This window comes from Thermogemmatispora carboxidivorans (assembly GCF_000702505.1).
Classification (GTDB): domain Bacteria; phylum Chloroflexota; class Ktedonobacteria; order Ktedonobacterales; family Ktedonobacteraceae; genus Thermogemmatispora; species Thermogemmatispora carboxidivorans.
Genome location: NZ_JNIM01000001.1, coordinates 290,215 through 312,202 on the forward strand (window position 1 = coordinate 290,215; position 21,988 = coordinate 312,202).

Sequence of the window (21,988 nt, forward strand, 5' to 3'; positions counted from 1 at the left end):
CAGACTAGCGCTCTGGCGATCTCAAGAGCGGCAGACGGGCCAGGCTCAGGCGCCCATTCAGGACCGGATGCTGGCGACCTCTGGTAAAGGTGACAACTGCCATCGCGACACGATCGTAGAGCGTGCTCAAGCTGATCGTGCGCTCCTCTGGCTCGTTGCAGCCGGGGCCGGAAGCGGGAACGGAGGCTTCTGGGCCGCTCAGGGCCTGTAACAGGAAATAGGTAAAGATCCCCTGGCGTAGCCCCTCGTCTTCTCCAGCAACCTCATCGTCGTCGCAGGCAGCCAGAATAATCCGCCCTTCTCCAAGCGGGAGATCCTGCAGCCCCGGTGCGAACGCTACCGGACCACGCAGCTCTGTGCGGCGCGTGCGCAGGAGCGGCCCCTCAAAGGTCCGTCCACCGGCCCGCCCACTGAAGCAGGTATCAAGGATGACCACTACGAGCCGCGCCGGAAGGCGCTGCAAGAGCCGGATCAAGTCGTACTCCAGCTCCAGGCCTGTCGCGAAGATCGCATCATACTCGGTATCGTGAGCGATCAGGTAGCGCGAAAAGCGGTCTGGGGCTTCGCTGGTCTCCGGGGAACCATGACCAGCGAAGTAGAGCAGGATCACATCCTCGCGGCTCGCCAGCCGCGGTAGATGCTCGCCGATGACAGTAATGATGGCCTTGCGCGTGGCTTGCTCATCGATCAGAAGCTGCAGACTGAGATCCTCTGCTGCCAGACTGCTGGCAAGCTGGCCGTAGAAGCGCTCGGCATCACTGGCTGCATACTGCAAAGCGCTGATGCGCGCGTCCTGATAGCGGTTGATGCCAACGAGAACGGCGTGTAGTTTCATGAAGCTGCCCCGGCTACTCCGATCGCTGTCAGTTCCTATTGCTGCCGCGATGAGATAATACATCTTATAAATAAATTGTATAAATTTATATGCTTTTTCGTAAATATAGAAAGAGCAGAATAGATCACAGAAAGGGTAGTGGTTAGTAATTTATGATGCAAAATGTTAAGGAGATAGCTTTTTGATGTAGATCAACTTGGATAGCTTGATTTGAAGGGAGCTGAGATAGATAAAGGAAGAGAGAAGAGCACAGGAGTCAGGTATGGAGAAGGGCTTCATAGGTATGAATGTGGACTTGGGACCAGTCCAGGAGGTCGGCCAGCTCTTCCTGGAAAGCGGCCAGGTCGCGCTGGCGAGTAGCCTCGTCGGGCATCTCAGTATCTTTCCAGACCAGGAGGACGCGCAGCATCTGGAAAGTCTGCTCATGTTCGTCTTTCAGGACGTAGCGCGCCACCGTCCCTGGGAACAAGTGGCGGTCTTCCTGCTGCATGGTACGCAGCTTTTCGAGCAGGCGGGCCTGGCAGCCGGGGCGGACCGCGACAGCGATATCGGTCACCAGCAGGGTACCACGGCTACGATAGATGCGCCAGGAGGGGGAGCGTGTCCGGGCGCGTCCAGAGGGCTGCGGCCTGAATCTCCGCACCTCTTCGACGGGCAGAATAAGCATATGGCCGATACGTCTGGCTGGGAGGCGGCCCGCCATGACGTACTGGTAGACGCGCTTATCGGAGACCCCCAGCATCTCGGCGGCCTCTTTGACAGAAACGTAGCCCGGCAGGCCGGGTATGGTGACTCCATCTGACATGCACCTAGTATAGTAATAGCTATACTTGATTGTAAAACTACCTATTGAGATATTCATAGCGTTACTTCCTAAATATCTATACTTTTTGAAAAATATAGAAATATGGTGCTGACGGGAGAGGGGGGGAGAGCTGGGTCGGGTTAGGGGCCAGAGAGCGAGGAGATATCAACAGCCTGGAACTTCTGATATAATGGGTACCCACTCTGGAGCATCGAATCGTTCGGTAGACTGATAAAAGATCTATCATGGAAATGTGGGATGCCTGGCTCTGGCTGGCTGGGCGTCCAGGAGGCAGCACATGGCGGAGCAGCAGGATCAGGCCTTGGTGAGACAGGTGATGGAGACCATTGAGAAGGAGCATGTGCGCTTTGTCAACCTGGAGTTCACCGATGTGGTTGGCATGGCGAAATGCGTCACGATTCCAGTGGAGCAATTTCCCGATTGTCTGGAGCGTGGCAAATGGTTTGACGGCTCCTCAATAGAGGCCTTCGCGCGCGTTGCTGAGAGTGATATGTATCTCTTCCCCGATCTACGTACTTTTACTGTCCTCCCAGTACATGTACGGCCCCAGGCTCTCAATCGCGAGATTGCCGACCAGGTGAATGCTGGTGATGTCGTGGCCCGGGTGATTTGCAATGTGATGACGCCTGAGGGGGAGCCGTTCGAGGGCGATCCGCGTGCAACGCTCTTGCGTTCGCTGGAGCTGGCCGAGTCGATGGGCTATCGCTTTCAGGTAGCGCCTGAGCTAGAGTTTTTCCTCTTACGTTTCGAAGATGGCGGCCCGACCCCGTTGCCCCATGATCGAGGGGGCTATTTTGACCTCTCGACCGATCTGGCTGCGACGGTAAGGCGTCAGATGGTGCAGGCCCTGCAGCAGATGGGTATTGTGATCGAGGCCAGCCACCATGAGGTGGCGGCGGGCCAGCACGAGCTAGATTTCCAGGCTGGGGATGCCCTCTACATTGCTGATAGCCTGATGACCGCCAAGCATGTGCTCAAGGCGATCGCTGCCCAGCACGGTCTCTACGCCACTTTCCTGCCCAAACCCTTCTATAATGTGAGCGGCTCGGGCCTGCATACCCATCAGCAACTGATCGATATCCGAACCGGGAAAAATGCCTTCTTTGATGAGCACGGAGAATACGGCCTGTCTGACGTTGGCTGTCATTTTCTGGCGGGCCAGCTCGCCCATGCCCGTGGCATGTGTGCGATTGTGGCGCCGCTTGTCAACTCCTACAAACGGTTGGTCCCGGGCTACGAGGCCCCTGTCTATGTCAACTGGGGGCGGGTCAATCGTGAAGCCTTGATCCGGGTTCCCCGCCCTGGCAAGGACCCCCAGCACTCGGCGCGGATCGAGCTGCGCAGCTGTGACCCCAGCTGCAACCCCTACCTGGCCCTGGCGGTCATGCTCCGCGCTGGACTGGATGGCATTCAACACCGCTGGCCCCTGCCACCGGCGATGGATGAGAGCCTCTTTTTGCGCGATGAGGAGGAGCCGGTGAGCCGGCTGTCGCGCCTGCCAGCTACCCTGGGCGAGGCCCTCGACGACCTGCGTCAGGACGCACTGATCCGCGATACGCTGGGTGACCTGATCTACGAGGGTTTTCTGGAGGCCAAGTCAATCGAGTGGAACGAGTATCGCAAGCATGTTCATCCCTGGGAGCTTGAGCGCTATTTGCCTATCTTCTAGGAAAAAGAGTGGATGAGAGCCAGAGGCAGGGGCAGGTCAGCAGCCGTGGATGAGGGCGAGGCAGGGAGAGCGGAGAGGTCAGACCCCGTCTGGCAGCAAGGCGGCCCGGAGCCGGGCCGCTCCGGGTCGCTTATTCGTCAGCATGGCCAGGCCGGCCTATTTCCCCACAAAGGCCACCAGGCGGCAGAAAGCTGCCTCGCCTCCGTTAAACTTCCAGGGGAAGCAGCCGATCCAGACGCGCTGGTCCAGCACCTCATCGATCATGCCGCCAGCGTTCTCGACATGGAAAACGCCGTGGGGGAAGAGATCATAATGCATGAGCTGCAGATCCTCCTCGGGCCAGATCTCCTCTAAGGGGCGCCCTAATTTCTCAGCGCACTTGGCCGCCAGGTCCGGGCGGACCTTACGAATGACGGTGTTCATCGGATGATCCATTGAGCCGGCATCGATGGCAAACCAGGAAATCTTTCGATCGAGGACCCACTGCACGAACTCTCGCGTTGGACCAGGATGTTTGATAAAGTAGCGCGTCTCGTCCGGCTGCGTCTCGCCGTACCAGTTGCTGGGATAATACTTGTGGTAGCCGGTGTGGACCACCACAATATCGCCAGGCTCGATGCGCAGCCCAGTCTTGCGCTCCCACTCCTCGAAGTGGGCCGAGGTGTAGATATCGTAGTCGCCGATGCCCATCGCCTCCAGGTCGACCACCACGCCGGGGCCGACCAGCTTCTCCAGGGGAATGCTGCCGATATCCTGGCCATTGGTAATAAAATGCAGGGGCGCATCAAGATGGGTTCCAACGTGTAGCGTCGATGAAATATGCTGGCCCCCCACTTTATCGAAAGCCACGCGCTTGATCCACTTGACCGTTGGCCCCTCGTAGGTCGCAAAGCCTGGCGTGTGAATGTCCCAGTTCTGAGAAAGGTCTAGCACGCGCACATTGCTCAGATCAATCGGACTAAAAGGCATCCGCTTCCCTCCAGCATGAGCTAGATTTGAAACTATAGTATGCTCTATCAGCAGCAGCGGGACCCCAAGGCCAGACGTGCGCGGTGGGCGCTGGTGAGCGGTCACTCGTCGCCGCTGCGGATAGCATCAAGAATCATCTGATCGATGAGCTGCTCGATTGGTGAGCGATCATCGGTAAAGAAGACATGGCGCCCCTTCTCCTCGCGTATATTCCCGAAGGCGAGGCTGGCCTGGGCGACGTTGGTCAGCAGCGGATTCGTCAGCATGGATGTGTTAAGGGCGAAGTCGCTGAGCGAGGTCGCTGCGTTCGTGCCCACGATGATGCTATTCGTGAAGCGCGCTGTATCTATAATATAGACATTGGGAAAGACTGCGTGCATGGTCTGGGCGAGCGTTTCCACAAGGCGGAAGTCATGGCGGGTCCGTCCGGCGTTGATCACGGCCACCCCGGTCGGCGTCAGATGGGCACGTACCTCGCTGAAGAACTCTTCGGTCGCCAGCTGGAAGGGGACGTAAGGCTGCTGGTAGGCATCGATTCCGATCATGTCATATTTCTGCGTTGTTGTGCGCAAAAAGTAGCGCCCATCCTCGACGATCACATGCAGGTTCGGCTCATTCATCGCGAAGTAGCGGCGGCCCATCTCGACGATGGTGGGGTCGATCTCGACGCCATCGATAGGGATGGGGCCGTAGGCCGCGGTGATTTCGCGGGGGATAGTTCCGGCGCCCAGGCCAATGATGGCAACGCGCTGAACCATCGCCGGGGTAAAGGGCGGCCTGTTGAAATAAGGGGCTATCATGAAGTAGTCCCAGGGGCCGCCAGTCAGGATCGAGTTGGGATCATAGACCGAGTGTACTGCCTCCCCTTCGTTGAGAATAAGCTGCATCTCGCTACCAACGCGCACCACCTGAATGTAGTTATATTCGGATTCGCGCTCGGCGATGAGCACCCCGCCGCCATCGGTGCCCGAGGCCGGCTTGATGGGACCGCCTAGAGCCAGAAACTCCAGCCCCAAAGGGATCAGCAGCAGCAAGGAGAGCAGGCTCTTCTTGTTGAAGCGGGGGGCCTGGTTGCCTTCCCGTGAGCGCCGACCGCCTCCGCCCGGTCCTGTACTGCTGGCCAAGAGGCCGAGGATCGAGACCAGCAGCAGCGTAATGGCGGTTACCAGGAACGTGAAGCGTGTGCCGTAGTTGGGAATCAGCCAGAGCACAGGGAGGAAGGTGCCCACAATGCTACCGGCGGTCGAAATGGCGTAGAGCTGGCCGGCCAGTCTGCCGGAGCGGCCCACCTGTTGCAAGAGCAAGCGGATAGCAAAGGGGGAGACGCAGCCGAGCAGGATGACGGGGATGGCGAAGAGGAAGATAACGGCGGCGAGTGAACCGATGAAGACGCTGGCCGAGTAGGTGGCAAAGGCTTTGAGCGACCAGAGCAGGATCGGACGCGCGATATAGGGGATCAGGCCGATAGTGAAGGCTGCGATAGTGGTAATCAGGTAGAAGACAACAGGCCGGGGAAAACGATCGGCCAGGCGTCCACCCAGATAGTAGCCCGAGGTCAGATAGAGCAAGATGAGGCCGATCAGGGCCGCCCAGACAAACTGCGAGGAGCCAAAATACGGGGCAAGCAGACGCGAAGCGGCCATCTCAACCCCCAGCGAAGCCGCCCCGGCCACAAAGACAACTAGCACCAGCAGCCACTTTTGCAGAGGATACGCTGCCGCTGGTGCAATGCTCTCTTCCAGGGGTGGCTTTTGCTCATCTGAGGTGACCGTTGTCATGACAGTAACTCTCTTTCAACAATTTGGCGATCTGGCATGAAGCCTTTCTTCTCGATCGATGTGCTGAGAGCGAGGGCTGAGGGCCGGCGCTGCCGTGGTCGCCGCAGTGAGTCGGCCAATGAGGATGATGAGAAAAAGCAGACCGACAGGCAGCAATCATGCTCAGCCGAGAGCGCAGGGGCATGTATCAGGAGCCGGCCCCTGCGCTGGCTTCACTGACGGAGGGACGGCTCACTTTGGGCCGAGCAGCCGGCACCCCATGCCGCGCTCTGCTGTGGCTGTTGCTCCGCTGCGGCCTCGACTGGCGCGGGCCGCCCTTTGATGCGTCTAGCTGGCTAGCGCCTTGCTCTCCTTCGCTGCTACCTATGATATCATGCTGACTCAGACTTTGCCCACCTGTCCGCTGCTCGCCCTCGCAGGAGACAAAGCAGGCTGCAGCGCGTCTCACTGCAGCCTGCTTACTTTCTCCGTGCTCTTACTGCCTCGGCGCACCCCGACCAGGGAGGCGCTTGTTGAGGTAGTGGAGAGGAGGGATCAGCGTCACCAGGATGAGCCGACCACGGCTCTAGTGTGGCTCTGCTTGCCGGCGTGCCTGTAAGAATGCCAGGATCAGTGATCCAATCAAAACGCTCAAGAGAATAATTTCCATCGTGCTAAAAGTACGACGTCCCGCCATGAGACGACTCCTTTCTCCGTGGCTCTCCTCGCTTGCACTAAGGATAGCGCCTCTGTTTTGAGCCGAAGGCGAACTGGCAGAGGCGCTATTAGCGCACCCATAGCTCTTGGGGATAGCCTATGCTATCCTTGCCATAGACACGCACCAGGTGAAAATGTTGGGCCACCCAATTATGATACTCCTCGACCTCGGGTAAGCGGAAGCGCGAGCTGAAGAAGAGCACTGCCCGTACCTGGGGCTGCTGGCTGGCAGTGATCAGATCCTGGAGTGTCAGATAGCTGGTGTGAATGCGCACCGAAGAGGGATCGACGAGCCAGGGAGGGGTATCCCGTCCGGCGAGCGCCACCGCTAGCGGTTCATCGCTAATCACCAGGTCGCCCGGTTTGGTGAAGTGCTCCAGATCTCTGGCCACGCGCTGGAGCGGCCCTGTAGGCGTCACAGGATGAGGTGGCTGGAGAAAATAGAGCAGATCCTGGCCGATAGCGCAGGCACAGGTGAGCACCAGGACGATCACCATGATCAAGCTAGCCAGTGACAACGTGCGCTGACTCTGGTCGCTGCTGCCCCGACGCCAGCGGCTGAGCGCCGCAAGATCGGGGGACCCTAAAGCGCTCAGTCCCGCAAGCGGCGGCACCAGCGCGACCAGATGGTGAACGAACAGGGGACGTTGCGTGAGTAGAACAACGAGCGTCCCTATCAACCAGAGCAGCAAGGGTATGACACGCCAATCACGGCGTAGACCAGCTACAATTGTCCCTGCCAGACCTGCCAGTGTCAGGGGTGTCAGCAGGCCCTGTGCTAACAGTGGCAGGGTGAGCGTACGGAAAGTGTAGCGGAAGTCTGCGCTTGACTGGGTATGAAAAGAGAAAATACTCTCGAACATCACGGGAAAGGAGCCGATGAACGGTACGCAGAGCAGGAGCCCGACCAGCACGAAGGCTAGAATGCCGGCTACCGGCGCCCAGAAGGAGAGGCCACGAGCCGGGAGGGCCTTTCCTTGGGGCGGGCGGATCAGCTGCCAGAAGCGAATCAGGACCAGCGTACCGACGGCAAGGAGCGCGGGTACGACCAGGAATTTGGTAAGAATGCTGAGCGCCAGGAGCGCCCCGCTCAAGATGGCCAGGAGCAGGCCGCGCCAGCCGGCGGGCTTGCGCCACCAGTGAAAGGCCAGGCCGACGGCCAGTAGCGACAGCGCGACCGATGGACCATCTGCCTGCAGAACGCGCGATTCGTTGAGAAACGATACGCTGGTCAACGTTAAGAGCAAGGCCACGAAGGCGCCTGTATAGCTAGAGAGAGCCTTGCCAAGTAACCAGGCACCGAGCAGACCGCAGAGCGAGAGCAGGGCAATCCCCAGGCGCCCCGCCCACAGAGTTTGACCGGCCAGGGCGTAGACTGGAAAGACTGATTCCAGAAAGAACGGCGGCTGTGAATAGAAGATCTGGCTATAGAGAGCAAAGCCGTGGCTCATAGCGCGCAACGACTGCAGGTAGACCCCTTCGTCAAAATCGCGCTCTAGTGGCTGTCCCAACTGATAGAGGCGCATGCCCAAGCCAAGGGCGAGCAAGAGGCATAGCCCTGCCCAGCTCAACCAGCGCCTGAGAGCGCTCTGGGGTCTCTGCGTCGTGGACATGGGGGCCTGGCTATCCACGATGACCTCGTTGGTCATAGGCTTGTAACCCTCAAGCAGTTCTGAGTTCTCTCCTAGAGAGACGCATTTCACTATACACTACTGTAGCGCAAAGATCATCATCTTGAGAGAAATGGCCTGGTCTGCTTCGAGGGTGTATAACAAGATCATGCCATCAAGACAACGGTGCGAGCACTCGATAGCGGGGGAAAGGAAGAATAAGCACAACAGTAGAAACGCTTCGTCTTCTTCCGCTGCACTTCCTCGCAGACTCCAGGCCCCGGAGTCTGCGAGGAAGTTGAGCTTACGATTGGGTGGCCTCGGGAGCGGAAGTTTCATCCGCGGCATGGCCGTTGCTGGCTGGCAGCCTGGCGAGCGCGGCTAAGTGGCCATCGCCATCTGTCTGCCCTTGATTCAGACCAAGCACTGGGGCCAGTTCGGGCAGCAGCTGGACGGTCACGCGGTGGGCGTCGGCCTGATCGATCAGCTCCTCGACCTCCTCGGGGGTCAGCTCTTCGCGCTCAATCAGGGATTCGGCCACAGCGATCACCGCCTCGCGATGTTCCTGTAACAGGCGTTTCACAGCCTTCAGCTGGGATTGAAGCACAGCTTCAACGCGCTCTTTGAGTTCAGGCAGTGGCAGCGCGCTGGGTGTAGCGCCTGGCTCTGAAGACTGAGGGGCGAGGAGGCCATAGGAGACCAGCGTACCGTCCATGCCATAGAGGCCGATGTAGGAGGCGGCCAGCATGGTAGCCTGCTGCAGGTCACCAACGACTCCGCTGAGCTGAGTATTGAGAAACAGCTCCTCAGCGGCGCGGGAGGCGAGAGTCATCTGGATATGGGCGAGGATCTCCTCCTTGCTCATCGTGACAATCGTCTCCTTGGGTCGAGGAAGGGCAAAGGCAGCCGCATCCTCGAGGCTACTGCGCTGATGAATGGTCACAAAAGGTGGCAGGTGGCGCTCTAGCAGGTAGTAAGAAGCGACCGCATGACCGGCCTCGTGGTAGGCAAGGCGCCGTCGTTCCAGGAGCGAGAGGTTGCTCTCCCGGCGATAGCCCAGCTCGTGGATATCCTGGGCCTCGATAATATCCTGATAGTGCACCTCATCGCGTCCAGAGAAGTAGGCGATGATCACCGCCTCGTTAATGACGTGCTTAATCTCCACGGGCGTGTACTCCGCCATGCGGTAGACCAGGGCACTGATCGAGATGGTGGGATCATGCTTCACCTTCTGCAGATAGTACTCAATGACCTCGCCGCGGTACTTATCCGTGGGTGGCGCCACGTGGATGCGCCGATCGAAGCGTCCCGGGCGCAGCAAGGCAGGATCGAGGCTCTCGGGCAGATTAGTCGCTCCGATGGTCAAGACCGGCTCGCGCTGGACCCGCCCGTGATAGAGGCCGAGGACGCGCAGAATTTTCCTAAACCAACCTGTTTCAACCGGCGGCGGGTCCAGCTCCATCAGCAGTTGGTTAAGAGAGCCGCCAGTGCTCATAAAGCCAAAAAGGCCGCCACCCATGCCTGGGACTGGGGTACGACCCTGATTCGTGCGCGCAGTTCCCAGCGCATCGATCTCGTCCAGGAAGAGAATGCAGGCCCCGTACTCTCGCGCCAGTTTGCGCGCCCGCCGATAGAGCCGCATAATAATCAGAACATCGATGCCCCAGAACATATTGCGAAAGCTGGCGGCACTGGCGTAACCAAAAGGAACCTGAGCTTCGCTGCTGATGCACTGAGCCAGATAGCTTTTGCCGGTGCCGGGCGGGCCAGAAAGCAACAGTCCCCGAATGGGTTGGCCGCCCATCTCGCGAAACTCTTTAATCCCCTGGAGGATAGCCACGATTCGCCTGGCCTGCTCCAACACCTCGGGGTTGCCCTTATAGTCCTGAAAGCCGACACCTGTCTCGCCCGGCATCAGCCAGTAGAGACGGGGGCGTCCCAGGAACCAGAAGAGGGCGATAAATTGGATCAGGATATAGAAGATGGCAAAGGCGATCTGCAACAGGTAGGCGAAGAGAGCCCCCGGGGAAGGGGCGCTCAACTGGGGGAAAATGGCATTGAAGAAGTACCAGAGGACAAGTCCTCCGAGCAGGAGCCAGAACCAGTTGTGACGCACGAAGCGGCCAAACTGATCGAGACCCCGGTCGATAGACTTATCCAGCTCGGTCTGCTTCTCAAACTGTTTCTCTGTCGCCATGACAGTCCCCTTTTCTTTCACTAACTGGGGTCAGCGAGCGACCTCTGGCTTTTAGCTCATATCGCCAGCTCTGGCCATCTCGCCTGTGCTCAGGGAGTCAGGGAGTCGCCGACGCGAGGCCCTGCCGTACCATAGACGCACTAACTAGCTAAGAGCGTTCCGGAAGCTCACGAGGCTGAGAGCGAGCAGCATCCCGCCGTTCTGAGCTATAGTGGTAAAGTGCCAGAGCATGTAGCCACTGGTCCCTCCGCCCGGGCCGCGGGCCCCGAGGCTCACGCTCACCAGACTGTCAATAGTCGTGTCTGACTGTTGATAGGCCCCCACGACGTGGATGTCGCGCCAGACCAGATTAGTCTGCTTCTCACTGTACTGGCTGACCAGTTCGGCTGGATCAGGGGGTTGAGCCATGATCAGCGTCGATTGCAGCATGTGCATCGTGGCCACATCGCCGTCGCGTAGGGCATAGAGCCAGTCTTTGACTTTATCGCCGCCACCATTGCCGCCATTGATGTGGAAATTAAACTGGTCCTGGGCGATGCCCAGCGGCCACTCCCCCGTCAGGGTGTAATTGGTCAGGGTAGCGGTAGCCAGAAAGATCACCACGACGACCAGGCTCAGCAATTTGTGGCTGCGAACCTGACTGATCACGTAGTAGATGGCTTTGATCGGCGGGCGCAAGAGGGCCTTAATCCTGCGCGCCAGCGGCCTCTCTCCCAAACGCGGGCGCAGAAGGGTGGCTCTTGGCTGCTTTTGCTCGCTCGGCTTCGCTTCTGGTAATCGCGGATATGTCGGTGAAGGATGAAGCATAGGACGTGCTCCTACAGATAAAGTCGGGGCGGATGGGGTGCCCGCTCCAGTGCTATCCGCTCGCCGTGACGTTCCCCCGGCCTGCTGTCGCTGCTTTTACTCGTTCTCCTGTTTCTGGCGACCCTTGATCTGTGACGGCCTCCCACCCGGTGAGGGCAGGGCGGTCGTCTTATGTTGACTGTATTGTACGGTCTGCTCCTCTGCCTGGCAAGTGATTCCTGGAAGCAATTCGCCTACTGCTTTCGAAGTGACGGCCACCTGACAAGCGACTGGCGTTTCGCTCCCGACTCGTGCGATAATAGCCCCCGGCAGCAAGCTGGCCGCAATCTTTGTCTTGAAGACAGATGGAGTATGATGCGCAGTGGGCGCTATCGACGCAGTCGCAGAAGCCGCGGCAGGAGCAAGAGCCAGGGAAGCCGTCGCCCTGCTCGGCGCTACGGCAGGTCAGGAGCAGGGTGGCGGAGTCGTTGGCTGGTCTTGGCGCTGGCCACGCTGGTAGTGGCCGCCCTGTTGTGGCTCTTCTTTGATCCCGCCGCTCTACAGGAAGAGGGCCGCTATGCAGTTGTGGGCCAGCCCTCGGTGTCGGCAGACTTCATTGATCGAGTGCTGGATGCCTACGACTCGCCGGCGGCGGGCAAGGGGCAGGCCCTCTATGCCGATGGCTTGACTTACCATATTGATCCTGTCTATGCCCTGGCCTTCTTTCTGGAGGAGAGCCGCTTTGGTACTGCTGGTGTGGCGCGCGTCACCCGTTCGCTGGGCAATATTCGGGCCCTGCCTGGACAGGCGAGCTATGCCGGCTACCGGCGCTACATCAGCTGGGAGGAGGGCTTTGCCGACTGGTATCGACTGATCGCCGATGAATACGTCGCCAGGGGATTGATCACGGTTGATCAGATTGTGCCCGTCTATGCTCCTGCTGCTGATAATAACGATGTGGCGGCCTATGTTCGCACGATAAAGCTGGCCGTTGATACCTGGCGCGCCGGAAGGCTCCTCGTCTAGTAAACGGCGGTTGAGCAGAGCTGGCCACCGTGCAGAACCCGCTCATTTTGGTATAATGGGAGGACAAGAAATGTCACGCTGCCCGCTGCCAGCACAGTTGGCTGATCGATCCCCTTTGGCTCTCCAGAGGGCAGGCGCGATGGTGAGGCTGGTGGCGGCGACTGCCGCGTGTCGGCGAGAGAGGCAGGTGTTGTTTATGGATGAGGCTGTAGCGAAGGAGAGAATGTCAGCCGGTGGGGCCTATATCTGGTTCCACTATAAAACCCAGTTTGCAGCTCAGGGGCGGCTCCATGTCATCCAGGTTGAGGTACCGGTTCCTGTGGATGCCAGCGCTGAGGAGCGTGAGCGTCTCCTCCAAGAGGCGCTGGCGGGCCTTGATCAGTTCAGCGCTCGCCTTGAGCAGCGTCTCAATCCGACCGTTGTGCCGCAGAAGACACCTGCGGCTTCCTCTGGCGAGGAGGGAGGGGGAGGGCGCGGTGCCCCAGCGCATCCCGCTCCTGAAGAGGGAGGGCGCCCTCTAGCGGCACGCCCCGCGGGCCTACGCGAGCCATCGGCAGAGACACGCCCCGCGCCCCCAGTCCGGCCAGCCTCAGTGACCGCTGCTCCAACCGAGAGCCAGCTGTCACCTTCCGCCTCGCAGCTGCGGCGCCGCATGGCGCCTGCCTTGCCCTCGACCCCTGGCGTCTTCGGCAATCTCAACAGCGATCTGACTCTGCCTCAGTTTCTGCAGATTTTGCGCGACAATTTCGGTATCGATTCAAAACAGGCAATGAAACTGCTGGGGGTCAGGAGCCTCAGTAATATCAATCTGCGTGAAGCCCTGGATCAGCTTCGCTATCTCCTCGCCCAGCGAAATGCGGCGGCGAATCGGGGGGCAAGTCGCGCAGCGAGCGCAAGCGCCTCCAGTCCGGCTGGCTCGCTCTCCGCTTCTCTTTCTCTCTCGGAGCAGGCCTATCCCGCCGTCTTTTCCCAGCGTGAGTGGAGTCAGGGGCGGGCCCGCGAAGAGCTGATCATCGAAGACGAGGGCGAAAAAGAAGAAGAGCAGGCAGCCAGCCAGGAAAGCGAGCCTTCTCTCCCTGGGCCGCTCCAGCAATCTGAAGACGATAATAATTATCAAAAAGAGCAGGAATATGTCTTTGAAGAAGAAGAAGGTTATGATGATCGTGATGATTGGAGCCAGGAGCGTGAAGAAAGAGGAGATTATGATCATGAAGATAGAGGAGATGGTGAAGAGGGAGAGGAGTTGAGGACAGAGAGCAGTGGAAAGAGGCAGTTATCACTGCAGGATCGTATTCATGCGCGTACACTCTTAAATAAGATGCGTGAGGTTCGTGGCAACACACCAGCCAGCCAGGCGCGCCTGACCGTCCTCTGGAACGTCATCGGCGAGCAGATCAGCGAGGACGAGCTACGCGATCTCATCGGTCGCATCTGGGGAGTCGCGGCTCTCAAGCAGCTCAGCATTGACCAGGTAGAAGCCTTAATTTCCTGGGCGAAGCAAGACAACTTTGACCGTGACGTTGCTGCCATCCTGGCCCTCAATTGAGCGAGCAGGACAGAGGAGAGATGACCATGCGCGTTGTTGCTGGGGAAGCCAAAGGGCGGCGTCTCAAATCTCCGCGTACGCCCGGCACTCGTCCGATTATCGACCGTGTAAAGACGGCGCTTTTTGATATTCTGGCCACACGTATCGAAGGGGCCCGCTTTTTGGACCTGTTTGCCGGTACCGGCGGCGTAGGTATTGAGGCGCTCAGTCGTGGTGCGGCCTTTGCCACCTTTATCGAGATCGACCCGCGGGTCCTCAAAGTACTGCGAGAGAATCTTCAACTGACTGGGATGCACGAGCGGGCAGAGACTCTGCGCGCTGACGCCTTCAAGTGGGTGCAGATCCAGCAAGAGGCCGGGCCTGCCGGCGGCAGCGCAGGAGATCGTCCATCGTTACCGGCAGAGGCATATGATATCATCTATGTAGCCCCGCCGCAGTATCGTCACCTGGCTGCTCGTGCTCTGGCCCTTCTTGATCGCTCACCGCTCCTGAGCGAGAACGGCCTCGTCATTGTCCAGATTCATCCGCGCGAGCGTGATGAGCTGCTGGCGGTGCCGCTCAGACGTCTGATCCTGGAAGACGAGCGGCGTTACGGCAGTACGCTCTTGCTATTCTACGCCGCCAAAGTCAAGAAGGAGTATCCTGGCTATGACCCTCAAGCTGGAGAAGCCTGATTATATTGTGGTGTATGTCAGCGATATGGAGCGCTCGACGGCCTTCTATCGCGATGTTCTGGGCCTGTCTCTGCGCTTTAGCTCGCCAGGCTGGACAGAATTTGAGACTGGCTCGGTGCGTCTGGCCCTTCATCGGGCTGGTGGCCAGGGACAGGCTCAGCTCTATCCAGGGCGCCCGCCGGCGGGTGTCGCTCACCTGGCCTTTGTTGTTCCCGATATCCAGGCCGCCTATGAAGAGCTGAAGGCGCGTGGCGCAACCTTCTCGCAGCCACCGGAGAAGCAGGTTACCGGCAATTTAATCGCCGTCCTGCATGATCCTGATGGTCTGGGTATTACCCTGCAGCAGCGCCTGACGGGCTAGCAAAGAGTCGAGTCGAGCGAGAGAAACAGGGAAGAAAGCCTCTGCTTTGGTGGCGGAGGCAAAGGAGTTCAAGCTATGATCACCGGTGGACCGGCACGAGGGCGCTTCGCCTTTCTAGATGCTGCCGAAACGGCCCGTCGCCTGGGTATCGATCGACGCACTCTGGACCAATGGGTCCAACAGGGCCGCATTCGGGCCTATAAGGGAGTAGGGCGCGACTACTTTTTCAAGACTGCCGACGTTGAGGCGCTCTACAAGGAGCTGCATCCCGAGCCTGAGCTGGCGCAGGCCATCGCCGCCGATGAGCAAGAAAGCGCAGCGGCTGCCGGTGGTGCGCAGCCGCTCCAATTCGTAGGGCGGCGCAAGCAGCAAGACCCGGCCATGCGCGTCTATCTGCGCCTGCAAGCTGACACCAAGTGGTATGATGTTTCCGAAGAGGAGATCCGCACCTGGTTTTTGCAGTTGGCCCCGGAGGGCTACGAGCGCAATCGGCGCAATGCCCTCCAGGCCATTCAGAAGCTGCAATACCTGGTCAGTCTCATTGAAGAGGCCCAGAAACGCGCACCCTGAAGACGACGGTTAGCGGCCAGGCGGCTCCATTGCGGTTGTACCTCCCGCGCATGGGGCTGCCTGGCCCTGGCCGATGTTTGAGCAGCGTCCCGTCCCGATTTAGTGGGTGGGCAGGAAGGTGAGCAGCTCAGCCACCTCGCGAATAATCAGATCGGCGCCGCGCTCGCGATAAAGAGGCACCTCATCGGGGAAGACGCGCATCACGGCCAGAAAATCAGGCTCGCCGGCGGTCTGAATACAGCGATAATTCAAAACCAGATCGAGATCGTCAGCCGTATCGCCCACATAAAGGCCGCCACCAGCCTCCACTGCTGCGATGGCCAGGCGTAGCGCCCGTGGATCTGGCTTTAAGCAATCGTCGCCGCTGATCACTACATCCCACCACGGTCCTCCGCTATGGGCGGCCAGGCGCTCCAGGGCGCTATCGACCTCGGGGCCGATGCGGCCAGTAATCAGGCCCAACTTTCGCAAGCCGGCGTCGTGCAAACGCACAGGCAGGTCAGGGGGGAGTAGCAGGGTCTCGCGGTGCACGAAGCCGGGCCAATCGGGCAGATAGCGTGGTTCGCGCCCGAAGCGCCGGCGATACTCAGCCGCACCCCAGTAGTATTCGTGGCACAACTCGCCCACCAGCTCATAGTCTGGGAGAGCGCTCGCCGGAATGACCGAGCGCACCCACTCCAGACCGCCGTGTCCTTCCAGCATTGCTGCCCGTGCCAGCTCCATCCACTCGCGATTACTGCGCTCGGCCAGGGGAGTTCCGCGCCACTCGCGCAGCTTCGCCGTATAGAGACCTGCCAGCAGATAGCACATGTGCCAGTCGTCATTGAAGCCGCCGGCCTGTTTGAAGAACTTCACATCATCGAGCGTCACCAGAGAGTGGCCCTCAGCGCGGCCCCAATCCAGACCGTGGAGCGTGCCAACCACATACTCAGCCACAGCAATATCGGTAGCGCGGAACGATTCGCTGGTTTTAATCAGAACGCCATCGACATCGAAGAAGAGCGTATCGCAAGGAACAGGGAAGCGCAAACCATCGCGTTTCCAGGGAAGGAGAAATTCCATAGAGTAAAAGCAATCCTTTCTTTCAAAGTGGTCTTACCAGAGAAAAGAGAAGGCGGGGACTGGCCTGGCCTGGCCTGGGCGAAGCGAGGCCAGCACCAGTCAGAGGCCGATCTCGATTGTCGCCTCCATATCGTGCTCATCGAGTAGATAGACACGGTCCCACTCTTCAGCAGGAATCTCCCGTAGCGCCTTTTGCAGGAGGCGGATATGGTATTCAATCACCTGGGGGCCGACCTGGCGCTCGCGCAGGTGATCGCGCTCAAGACAGGTGGCCAGCGAGACGTTGAAAACCACCAGGCATTTCAGGTAGCCGAAATGAAAAGCCAGCTCCCAGAGCTTACGACGTGCCTCCGCATGGAGGGCGGTGCTATCGGCCACCGTGAAGCGTCCGTGAAAGAGGCGCTTCCTGATTATATAGTGGAAGAGGTCGAAAGTGTCGCGGTTGACCTGCTGATTGGTTGGATCATCACAGATCATGGCCCGGCAGTAATCGGAGGAGACCACCGTCGTAGGTGTCCTCCTAAAGTAGCGCGCGGCGAAGGTACTCTTGCCGGAGCCGGCAGGCCCGCAGAGGACCATCAGCGTGCGATGGGGAAGCTTCATCGAAACAGGCATGCACCTCGCTCCTTTCCACAGGCATTGCGATAGCTCCCTGGCTTTGATATAATGCCCGTGCACAAATGGCTCTAGTATTACCTATGCCCGATCTGGCGGGACGCGGCATCGTGCTGGGGAGGACGCTGGTTCTATTATCCACATCGGATCTCATCTACTCATAGCGATCTGGACCGATGAAGGGGCGCACTTGAGCGCTCGCTATACCGACCAAGACCAAGGCACTGAGTATATCAACCAGATCTGTTTTGGATTGGTAGCAGCATACAAGCCGTCCCGCTCAGGTGCCGCGGGTGAGCCCAGCCCGATTGTACTAGTGAGGAGGCAGCTGTGTCTGTAAAAGTGCAGCCTACCACTGCTGAGATTCGCCAACGCTTCCTGGACTTCTTTGTCCAGAGGGGCCACTATCTGATGCCCAGCTCGTCGCTCATCCCGCGCGACGATCCGACGGTGCTTCTGACCACCGCCGGCATGCAGCAGATGATTCCTTTCTTTCTGGGGCGTGAAACGCCTCCCGCCACGCGGCTCACCTCGGTGCAGAAGTGTTTCCGCACGACGGATATTGATAAAGTGGGCAATGAGCGCACGCTGACCTTCTTCGAGATGCTGGGCAATTTCTCGGTGGGAGACTACTTCAAGCGCGAAGCCATTGCTTATGCCTGGGAGTTTCTGACCCAGGTGGTGAAGCTTCCGCCCGAGCGTCTGCATCCAACGGTCCATCCCGAGGATGACGAGGCCCCGCGCTACTGGACGGAGATCACCGGCATCCCCGATGAAGCCATTGTGCGCCTGGAAGATAACTGGTGGGGGCCGCCGGGAGCCGCTGGCCCCTGTGGACCGGATTCGGAGATCTACTACGATCGCGGCGTCGAGCATGGCTGCGGTCAACCAGACTGTAAGCCCGGCTGCGAGTGTGAGCGCTTCCTGGAGATCTGGAACCTGGTCTTTATGCAGTTCTATCAGGATCTCGATGGCAAGCGCACCCCGCTGCCGCGCAAGAATATCGATACGGGCATGGGCCTGGAGCGCCTGGCGATGGTTCTCCAGGGCAAGCAGTCTGTCTTTGAAACGGACGTCTTCCGGGCAATTATCGATCGCTTCGCTGCCCTAGCTGGCACGACCTATGGCCGTGATGCCCGCACCGATACCTCGCTGCGTGTGATCGCCGATCATGGCCGCGCTCTGGTCTTTCTGGCCGCCGATGGCGTCTTACCCAGCAACGAGGGCCGCGGCTATATCTTTCGCCGCATCCTGCGTCGCGCTGTCCGTCATGGTCGCTTGCTTGGACTGGAGAAGCCCTTTCTGACCGAGGCTGCCGATACGGTGATCGAGCTGATGGGCGGCCACTATAGCGAGCTGCGTCAGCACCGCGATCGCATCGTGGCGCTGCTCAGTATGGAAGAGAAGAAGTTTAATCAAACGCTCTCCACCGGCCTGCAGCTGCTGACTGAACTGCTGACCGAAGTGAAGGAGCGCGGCGCCACGGTCATCCCTGGGACTGAGGCTTTCAAGCTGTACGATACCCACGGCTTCCCTCTGGAATTGACGCAGGAGATTGCGGCGGAGCAGGGCTTCACAGTTGACGTGGCAGGCTTCGAGGAGGCGATGCGCCAGCAACAGGAGCGCAGTCGTGCCGCCAGCCCCTTCGTTCAGGCCCGCAACGACCAGCAGCTCACCGAGATTGCTGGCCGTCTCACGCCGACCACCTTCCTCGGCTATGAGAGCACCAGCGCGAGCGGCAACGTTGTGGCGCTGCTCGTCGATGGCGAAGAAGTCGAGAGCGTCAGTGCACCGCAAGAGGCGCTGGTGATTCTGGACCGCACCCCCTTTTACGCCGAGAGCGGTGGCCAGATCGGTGATCGAGGTCTCCTCAAGGGAGGAGTAGGAACCTTTGTCGTCGAGGATACCCAACGTCCCGTCAAAGGTCTGATCGTCCACTATGGTCGCGTCACCGAGGGCTACCTGCGCATTGGCGAGACGGTTCAGGCGGAGGTTGATGCCCAGCGGCGCGAAGACACCATGCGCAACCACAGCGCCACGCATCTGCTGCATAAAGCCCTGCGCGACCTGCTTGGTCCCCAGGTTGAGCAGCGTGGCTCGCTGGTTGAGCCAGAGCGCCTGCGCTTCGACTTTGCCTCGCCGCGTGCTCTCACAAGCGAGGACCTGGTCCGGCTCGACGAGGTGGTGAATAGCTGGATTCGCGCCGACTATCCGGTCATCACCGAGATTATGCCGCTGGAGGAGGCCCTCAAGACAGGCGCAATGGCCCTGTTCGGAGAGAAATACGACGAACAGGTGCGCGTCGTCTCGATGGGCAGCAGCAAAGAGCTGTGTGGTGGCACGCACTGCCGCGCCACCGGCCAGATCGGCATCTACCTCACCACGCAGGAGACGAGCATCGCCGCCGGCATTCGCCGCATTGAGGCCCTCACTGGCCGTGGCGCCGAGCAGTATCTACGCGGACGTAAAGCCCTCGTCGAAAATCTGGCGAGCCGTTTGCAGACCCAGCCAGATCATCTGATCGAGCGCGTGGATCAGCTGCGCGACGAGCTAGCGGCGTTGCGCCGCCAGCTGGCGCAGCATCAGCGAGAAGAAGCCAGGCGCCAGGCGGCCTCGTTGGCAGAGCAGGTGCGCGAGGTGGGCGGTGTGCCACTGATAGCGGCCAGCGTGTCGGCGCCCGATGATCGCGTGCTGCGCGAGATTGCTGAGATGACGCGCAACAAGTTGGGACGCCCCAGTGTGGTAGCACTCGCTGCTGTCTACGATGAACGGGTGAGCGTGCAGGTCCTGGTTGCCCCCGAACTGGTCCAACGTGGTCTACATGCTGGCAAAATTGCCTCCGCCGTGGGCCAGCGGCTCGGCGGCAAAGGAGGCGGTCGGCCAGAGTATGCTCAGGGTGGCGGACGCGAGAAGGAGGCCCTCAGCGCGGCCCTGGCCCTGGTCCCCTCACTCGTTGAGCAGGCCCTGAGCTGAGGGCGGCTCGGCTGATCCGACCCGAGCGAGGAGGGCCTGCTCGGCCTCACCCAGGGGAGACAGCAAGTAGCAGCAGGCCCTTCCCGGGAAAGCGCTGGCACCAAAGCGAAGAGAAGGCCAGGGCCAGGACCGACCTGGCCGGCCTAAGTTAGACGTAGAGCAAGGATGCTGCCACACTGGTACCGGGCCGGGCGCTACCTCGACCCGGCAGCGACCTCGCACTCAGGAAGGCGAGGCGAGGAATCATCACAATCATCACAGGGCAGGCGGTGCACACTGGCTCAGTAGCGGCACAGGGAAGGTGCGAAGCCGGTGCCCCTTGTTGTCCAGCAGACATTGTGTTATAACGTACGTGTAGTGCTCGTGTTCACCTATTAAAGCCTGGACCGAAAGGCGGCATGTTCTCTGTGGCATGCATCAACAGGGGATGTTGTGAGTTCTGATGGTAAAGCTCTTTGACCGCTTGCGCTCTCTCTTCGGGGGACAGATCAGAGAAGGCAGCTACGAGTATGTCCCCGAGGACGGCTACGAGGAGCAGTATGGCGACGGGAGTGGGCGCCAGTTCTATACTGCCCTTGATATTGGCACAGAGTACGCCAAGGCGATCGTCTTCGAAGTTGTTGATGACCAGGGCATTGTGCTCGGCGTAGGCCGGCATCGCCAGAGCTACTCACATATGTCCGATGGCATCGTCACGGATATCGAGGGGGTTATCCAGGGCTGCAATGAGGCGCTGATCCAGGCTGAGCGAGCTGCTGGTGATATCGTGGCGCCGGATGCCGTGATTGGGATTGCTGGCGAGCTGGTCAAAGGCAGCTCAATCACGGTGACCAAGACCCGTCAGCAACCGAATAAGTTCATTACGCCCGATGAGCTGGAAAGCCTGATCGGCATGGCTCAGCAGAAACTGCTGAAGAACGCTCGCGACCGCATTGCAGCCGAGACAGGATATCAGAATATTGAGGTGCGTCTCACCAATGCCGCGGTGATCTCGGTGCGCGTTGATGGGCAGGTAGTCACAAACCCCATTGGTTTCCGCGGGCGTCATCTCTCTCTCACCCTCTTCAGCGCCTTTGCACCTCTCATGCAGTTAGGAGCGCTGGAGACAGTGGCCCAGGGTCTGGATCTGCGCCTGGTAGCTATTGTGGCGGAGCCGTACGCCCTGGCGCGCTGCCTCAGCACCAACGCGAGCGCTGATAGTGGGGCCATCTTCATAGACGTAGGCGGGGGAACGACCGATATCGCCCTGGTGCGCCAGGGTGGCATCGAGGAGACACGCATGTTCGCTCTAGGAGGGCGAACCTTTACGCGGCGTCTGGCGACGGGCAAGGGGCTCTCTTTGAAAGAGGCGGAGAAGCTCAAAGTAGCGTACAGCAATGGGGGGGTCAAGGGCCATCAGCGCGATGAGATCAGGGCGATTCTGGCTCCCGAGTGCCAGACCTGGATGGATAGCGTGGAGCTGCTCATCGAGGAATTGGCCAAGAACGAGCTGCTGCCCCCTGCCATCTATATGGTCGGTGGCGGCTCAGCCCTGCCAGATCTCCAGGAAAAACTCCAGAGCTTCCCCTGGACGGAGCGTCTACCCTTTGCCCGTCCGCCGCTCATTGAGACGGTCCAGCCGGACATGGTCACCAGCATCCTTGACCCGCGCCAGCTATTGCGCGATGCCCAGGATATCACGCCTATGGCCCTGGCCTACCAGGCCATCGAGCTTCAGAACGAGAACAGTGTTCTCGAGCAGGCACTCTACAAAGTCATCCAGAATATGCATCTCTGACACGCAAGCGCGTGGCAA

General features: G+C 59.6%; 17 protein-coding genes. 8 read left to right on the forward strand and 9 right to left on the reverse strand.

The window, feature by feature from the left end; genetic code table 11:
- Positions 1 to 4: 4 nt before the first annotated feature.
- On the reverse strand, positions 5 to 835 hold the full coding sequence (locus N688_RS01160) for a caspase family protein (protein ID WP_052887568.1): 831 nt from the start codon (positions 833 to 835) through the stop codon (positions 5 to 7).
- 256 nt (positions 836 to 1,091) lie between these two features.
- Positions 1,092 to 1,697 carry a helix-turn-helix domain-containing protein gene (locus N688_RS01165; protein WP_081838390.1) on the reverse strand — a complete coding sequence of 202 codons (606 nt, stop codon included), beginning with the start codon at positions 1,695 to 1,697 and terminating at the stop codon, positions 1,092 to 1,094.
- Between the two features lie 241 nt (positions 1,698 to 1,938).
- On the opposite strand from N688_RS01165, the gene N688_RS01170 reads away from it, so the two are divergent.
- A complete protein-coding gene (locus tag N688_RS01170) occupies positions 1,939 to 3,330 on the forward strand; it encodes a glutamine synthetase family protein (RefSeq protein ID WP_052887570.1) in 1,392 nt (463 codons plus the stop codon).
- Positions 3,331 to 3,486: 156 nt separating this feature from the next.
- Here the strand turns inward: N688_RS01170 and N688_RS01175 are convergent, their stop codons facing one another.
- The 5 genes from N688_RS01175 to N688_RS01195 all read right to left on the reverse strand — a co-directional run bounded on the left by N688_RS01175 (position 3,487) and on the right by N688_RS01195 (position 11,387).
- The gene (locus N688_RS01175; RefSeq protein WP_052887571.1) at positions 3,487 to 4,299 is read right to left on the reverse strand and encodes a cyclase family protein; all 813 of its coding nucleotides are present in this window, start codon (positions 4,297 to 4,299) and stop codon (positions 3,487 to 3,489) included.
- A gap of 101 nt (positions 4,300 to 4,400) precedes the next feature.
- A complete protein-coding gene (locus tag N688_RS01180; protein ID WP_052887572.1) occupies positions 4,401 to 6,077 on the reverse strand; it encodes a spermidine synthase in 1,677 nt (558 codons plus the stop codon).
- 764 nt (positions 6,078 to 6,841) lie between these two features.
- Positions 6,842 to 8,422, reverse strand: a complete 1,581-nt coding sequence (locus tag N688_RS01185) for an ArnT family glycosyltransferase (protein ID WP_052887573.1) — start codon at positions 8,420 to 8,422, stop codon at positions 6,842 to 6,844.
- 265 nt (positions 8,423 to 8,687) lie between these two features.
- Complete coding sequence (locus N688_RS01190) at positions 8,688 to 10,580, reverse strand: AAA family ATPase (protein WP_052887574.1); 1,893 nt, start codon at positions 10,578 to 10,580, stop codon at positions 8,688 to 8,690.
- Between the two features lie 144 nt (positions 10,581 to 10,724).
- Positions 10,725 to 11,387, reverse strand: coding sequence for a hypothetical protein (locus N688_RS01195; protein ID WP_052887575.1), 663 nt, complete (start codon positions 11,385 to 11,387; stop codon positions 10,725 to 10,727).
- A 351-nt stretch (positions 11,388 to 11,738) separates the two neighbouring features.
- Here N688_RS01195 and N688_RS01200 point away from each other — a divergent pair, with 351 nt between their 5' ends.
- The 5 genes from N688_RS01200 (at position 11,739) to N688_RS01220 (ending at position 15,543) form a co-directional block, all read left to right on the forward strand.
- A complete protein-coding gene (locus N688_RS01200; RefSeq protein WP_162179467.1) occupies positions 11,739 to 12,392 on the forward strand; it encodes a glucosaminidase domain-containing protein in 654 nt (217 codons plus the stop codon).
- A 223-nt stretch (positions 12,393 to 12,615) separates the two neighbouring features.
- A complete protein-coding gene (locus tag N688_RS01205) occupies positions 12,616 to 13,938 on the forward strand; it encodes a hypothetical protein (RefSeq protein WP_052887577.1) in 1,323 nt (440 codons plus the stop codon).
- Between the two features lie 26 nt (positions 13,939 to 13,964).
- A complete protein-coding gene (gene rsmD, locus N688_RS01210; protein ID WP_052887578.1) occupies positions 13,965 to 14,612 on the forward strand; it encodes a 16S rRNA (guanine(966)-N(2))-methyltransferase RsmD in 648 nt (215 codons plus the stop codon).
- The gene (locus N688_RS01215; protein ID WP_052887579.1) at positions 14,587 to 14,973 is read left to right on the forward strand and encodes a VOC family protein; all 387 of its coding nucleotides are present in this window, start codon (positions 14,587 to 14,589) and stop codon (positions 14,971 to 14,973) included. The genes rsmD and N688_RS01215 overlap by 26 nt, the downstream gene beginning before the upstream one ends.
- Positions 14,974 to 15,048: 75 nt before the next feature.
- Positions 15,049 to 15,543 (forward strand): helix-turn-helix domain-containing protein, encoded by a 495-nt coding sequence (locus N688_RS01220; RefSeq protein WP_052887580.1) that lies wholly within the window; start codon positions 15,049 to 15,051, stop codon positions 15,541 to 15,543.
- A 99-nt stretch (positions 15,544 to 15,642) separates the two neighbouring features.
- Here the strand turns inward: N688_RS01220 and N688_RS01225 are convergent, their stop codons facing one another.
- Together N688_RS01225 and N688_RS01230 are read right to left on the reverse strand one after the other, a co-directional pair.
- Entirely contained in the window at positions 15,643 to 16,605 is a 963-nt protein-coding gene (locus tag N688_RS01225) for an HAD family hydrolase (protein ID WP_052887581.1), read from the reverse strand.
- A gap of 99 nt (positions 16,606 to 16,704) precedes the next feature.
- Positions 16,705 to 17,220 (reverse strand): AAA family ATPase, encoded by a 516-nt coding sequence (locus N688_RS01230; RefSeq protein WP_052887582.1) that lies wholly within the window; start codon positions 17,218 to 17,220, stop codon positions 16,705 to 16,707.
- A 330-nt stretch (positions 17,221 to 17,550) separates the two neighbouring features.
- Here N688_RS01230 and alaS point away from each other — a divergent pair, with 330 nt between their 5' ends.
- A complete protein-coding gene (gene alaS / locus N688_RS01235) occupies positions 17,551 to 20,193 on the forward strand; it encodes an alanine--tRNA ligase (protein WP_052887583.1) in 2,643 nt (880 codons plus the stop codon).
- A gap of 442 nt (positions 20,194 to 20,635) precedes the next feature.
- On the forward strand, positions 20,636 to 21,970 hold the full coding sequence (locus N688_RS01240; RefSeq protein ID WP_052887584.1) for a cell division FtsA domain-containing protein: 1,335 nt from the start codon (positions 20,636 to 20,638) through the stop codon (positions 21,968 to 21,970).
- Positions 21,971 to 21,988: the final 18 nt, after the last annotated feature.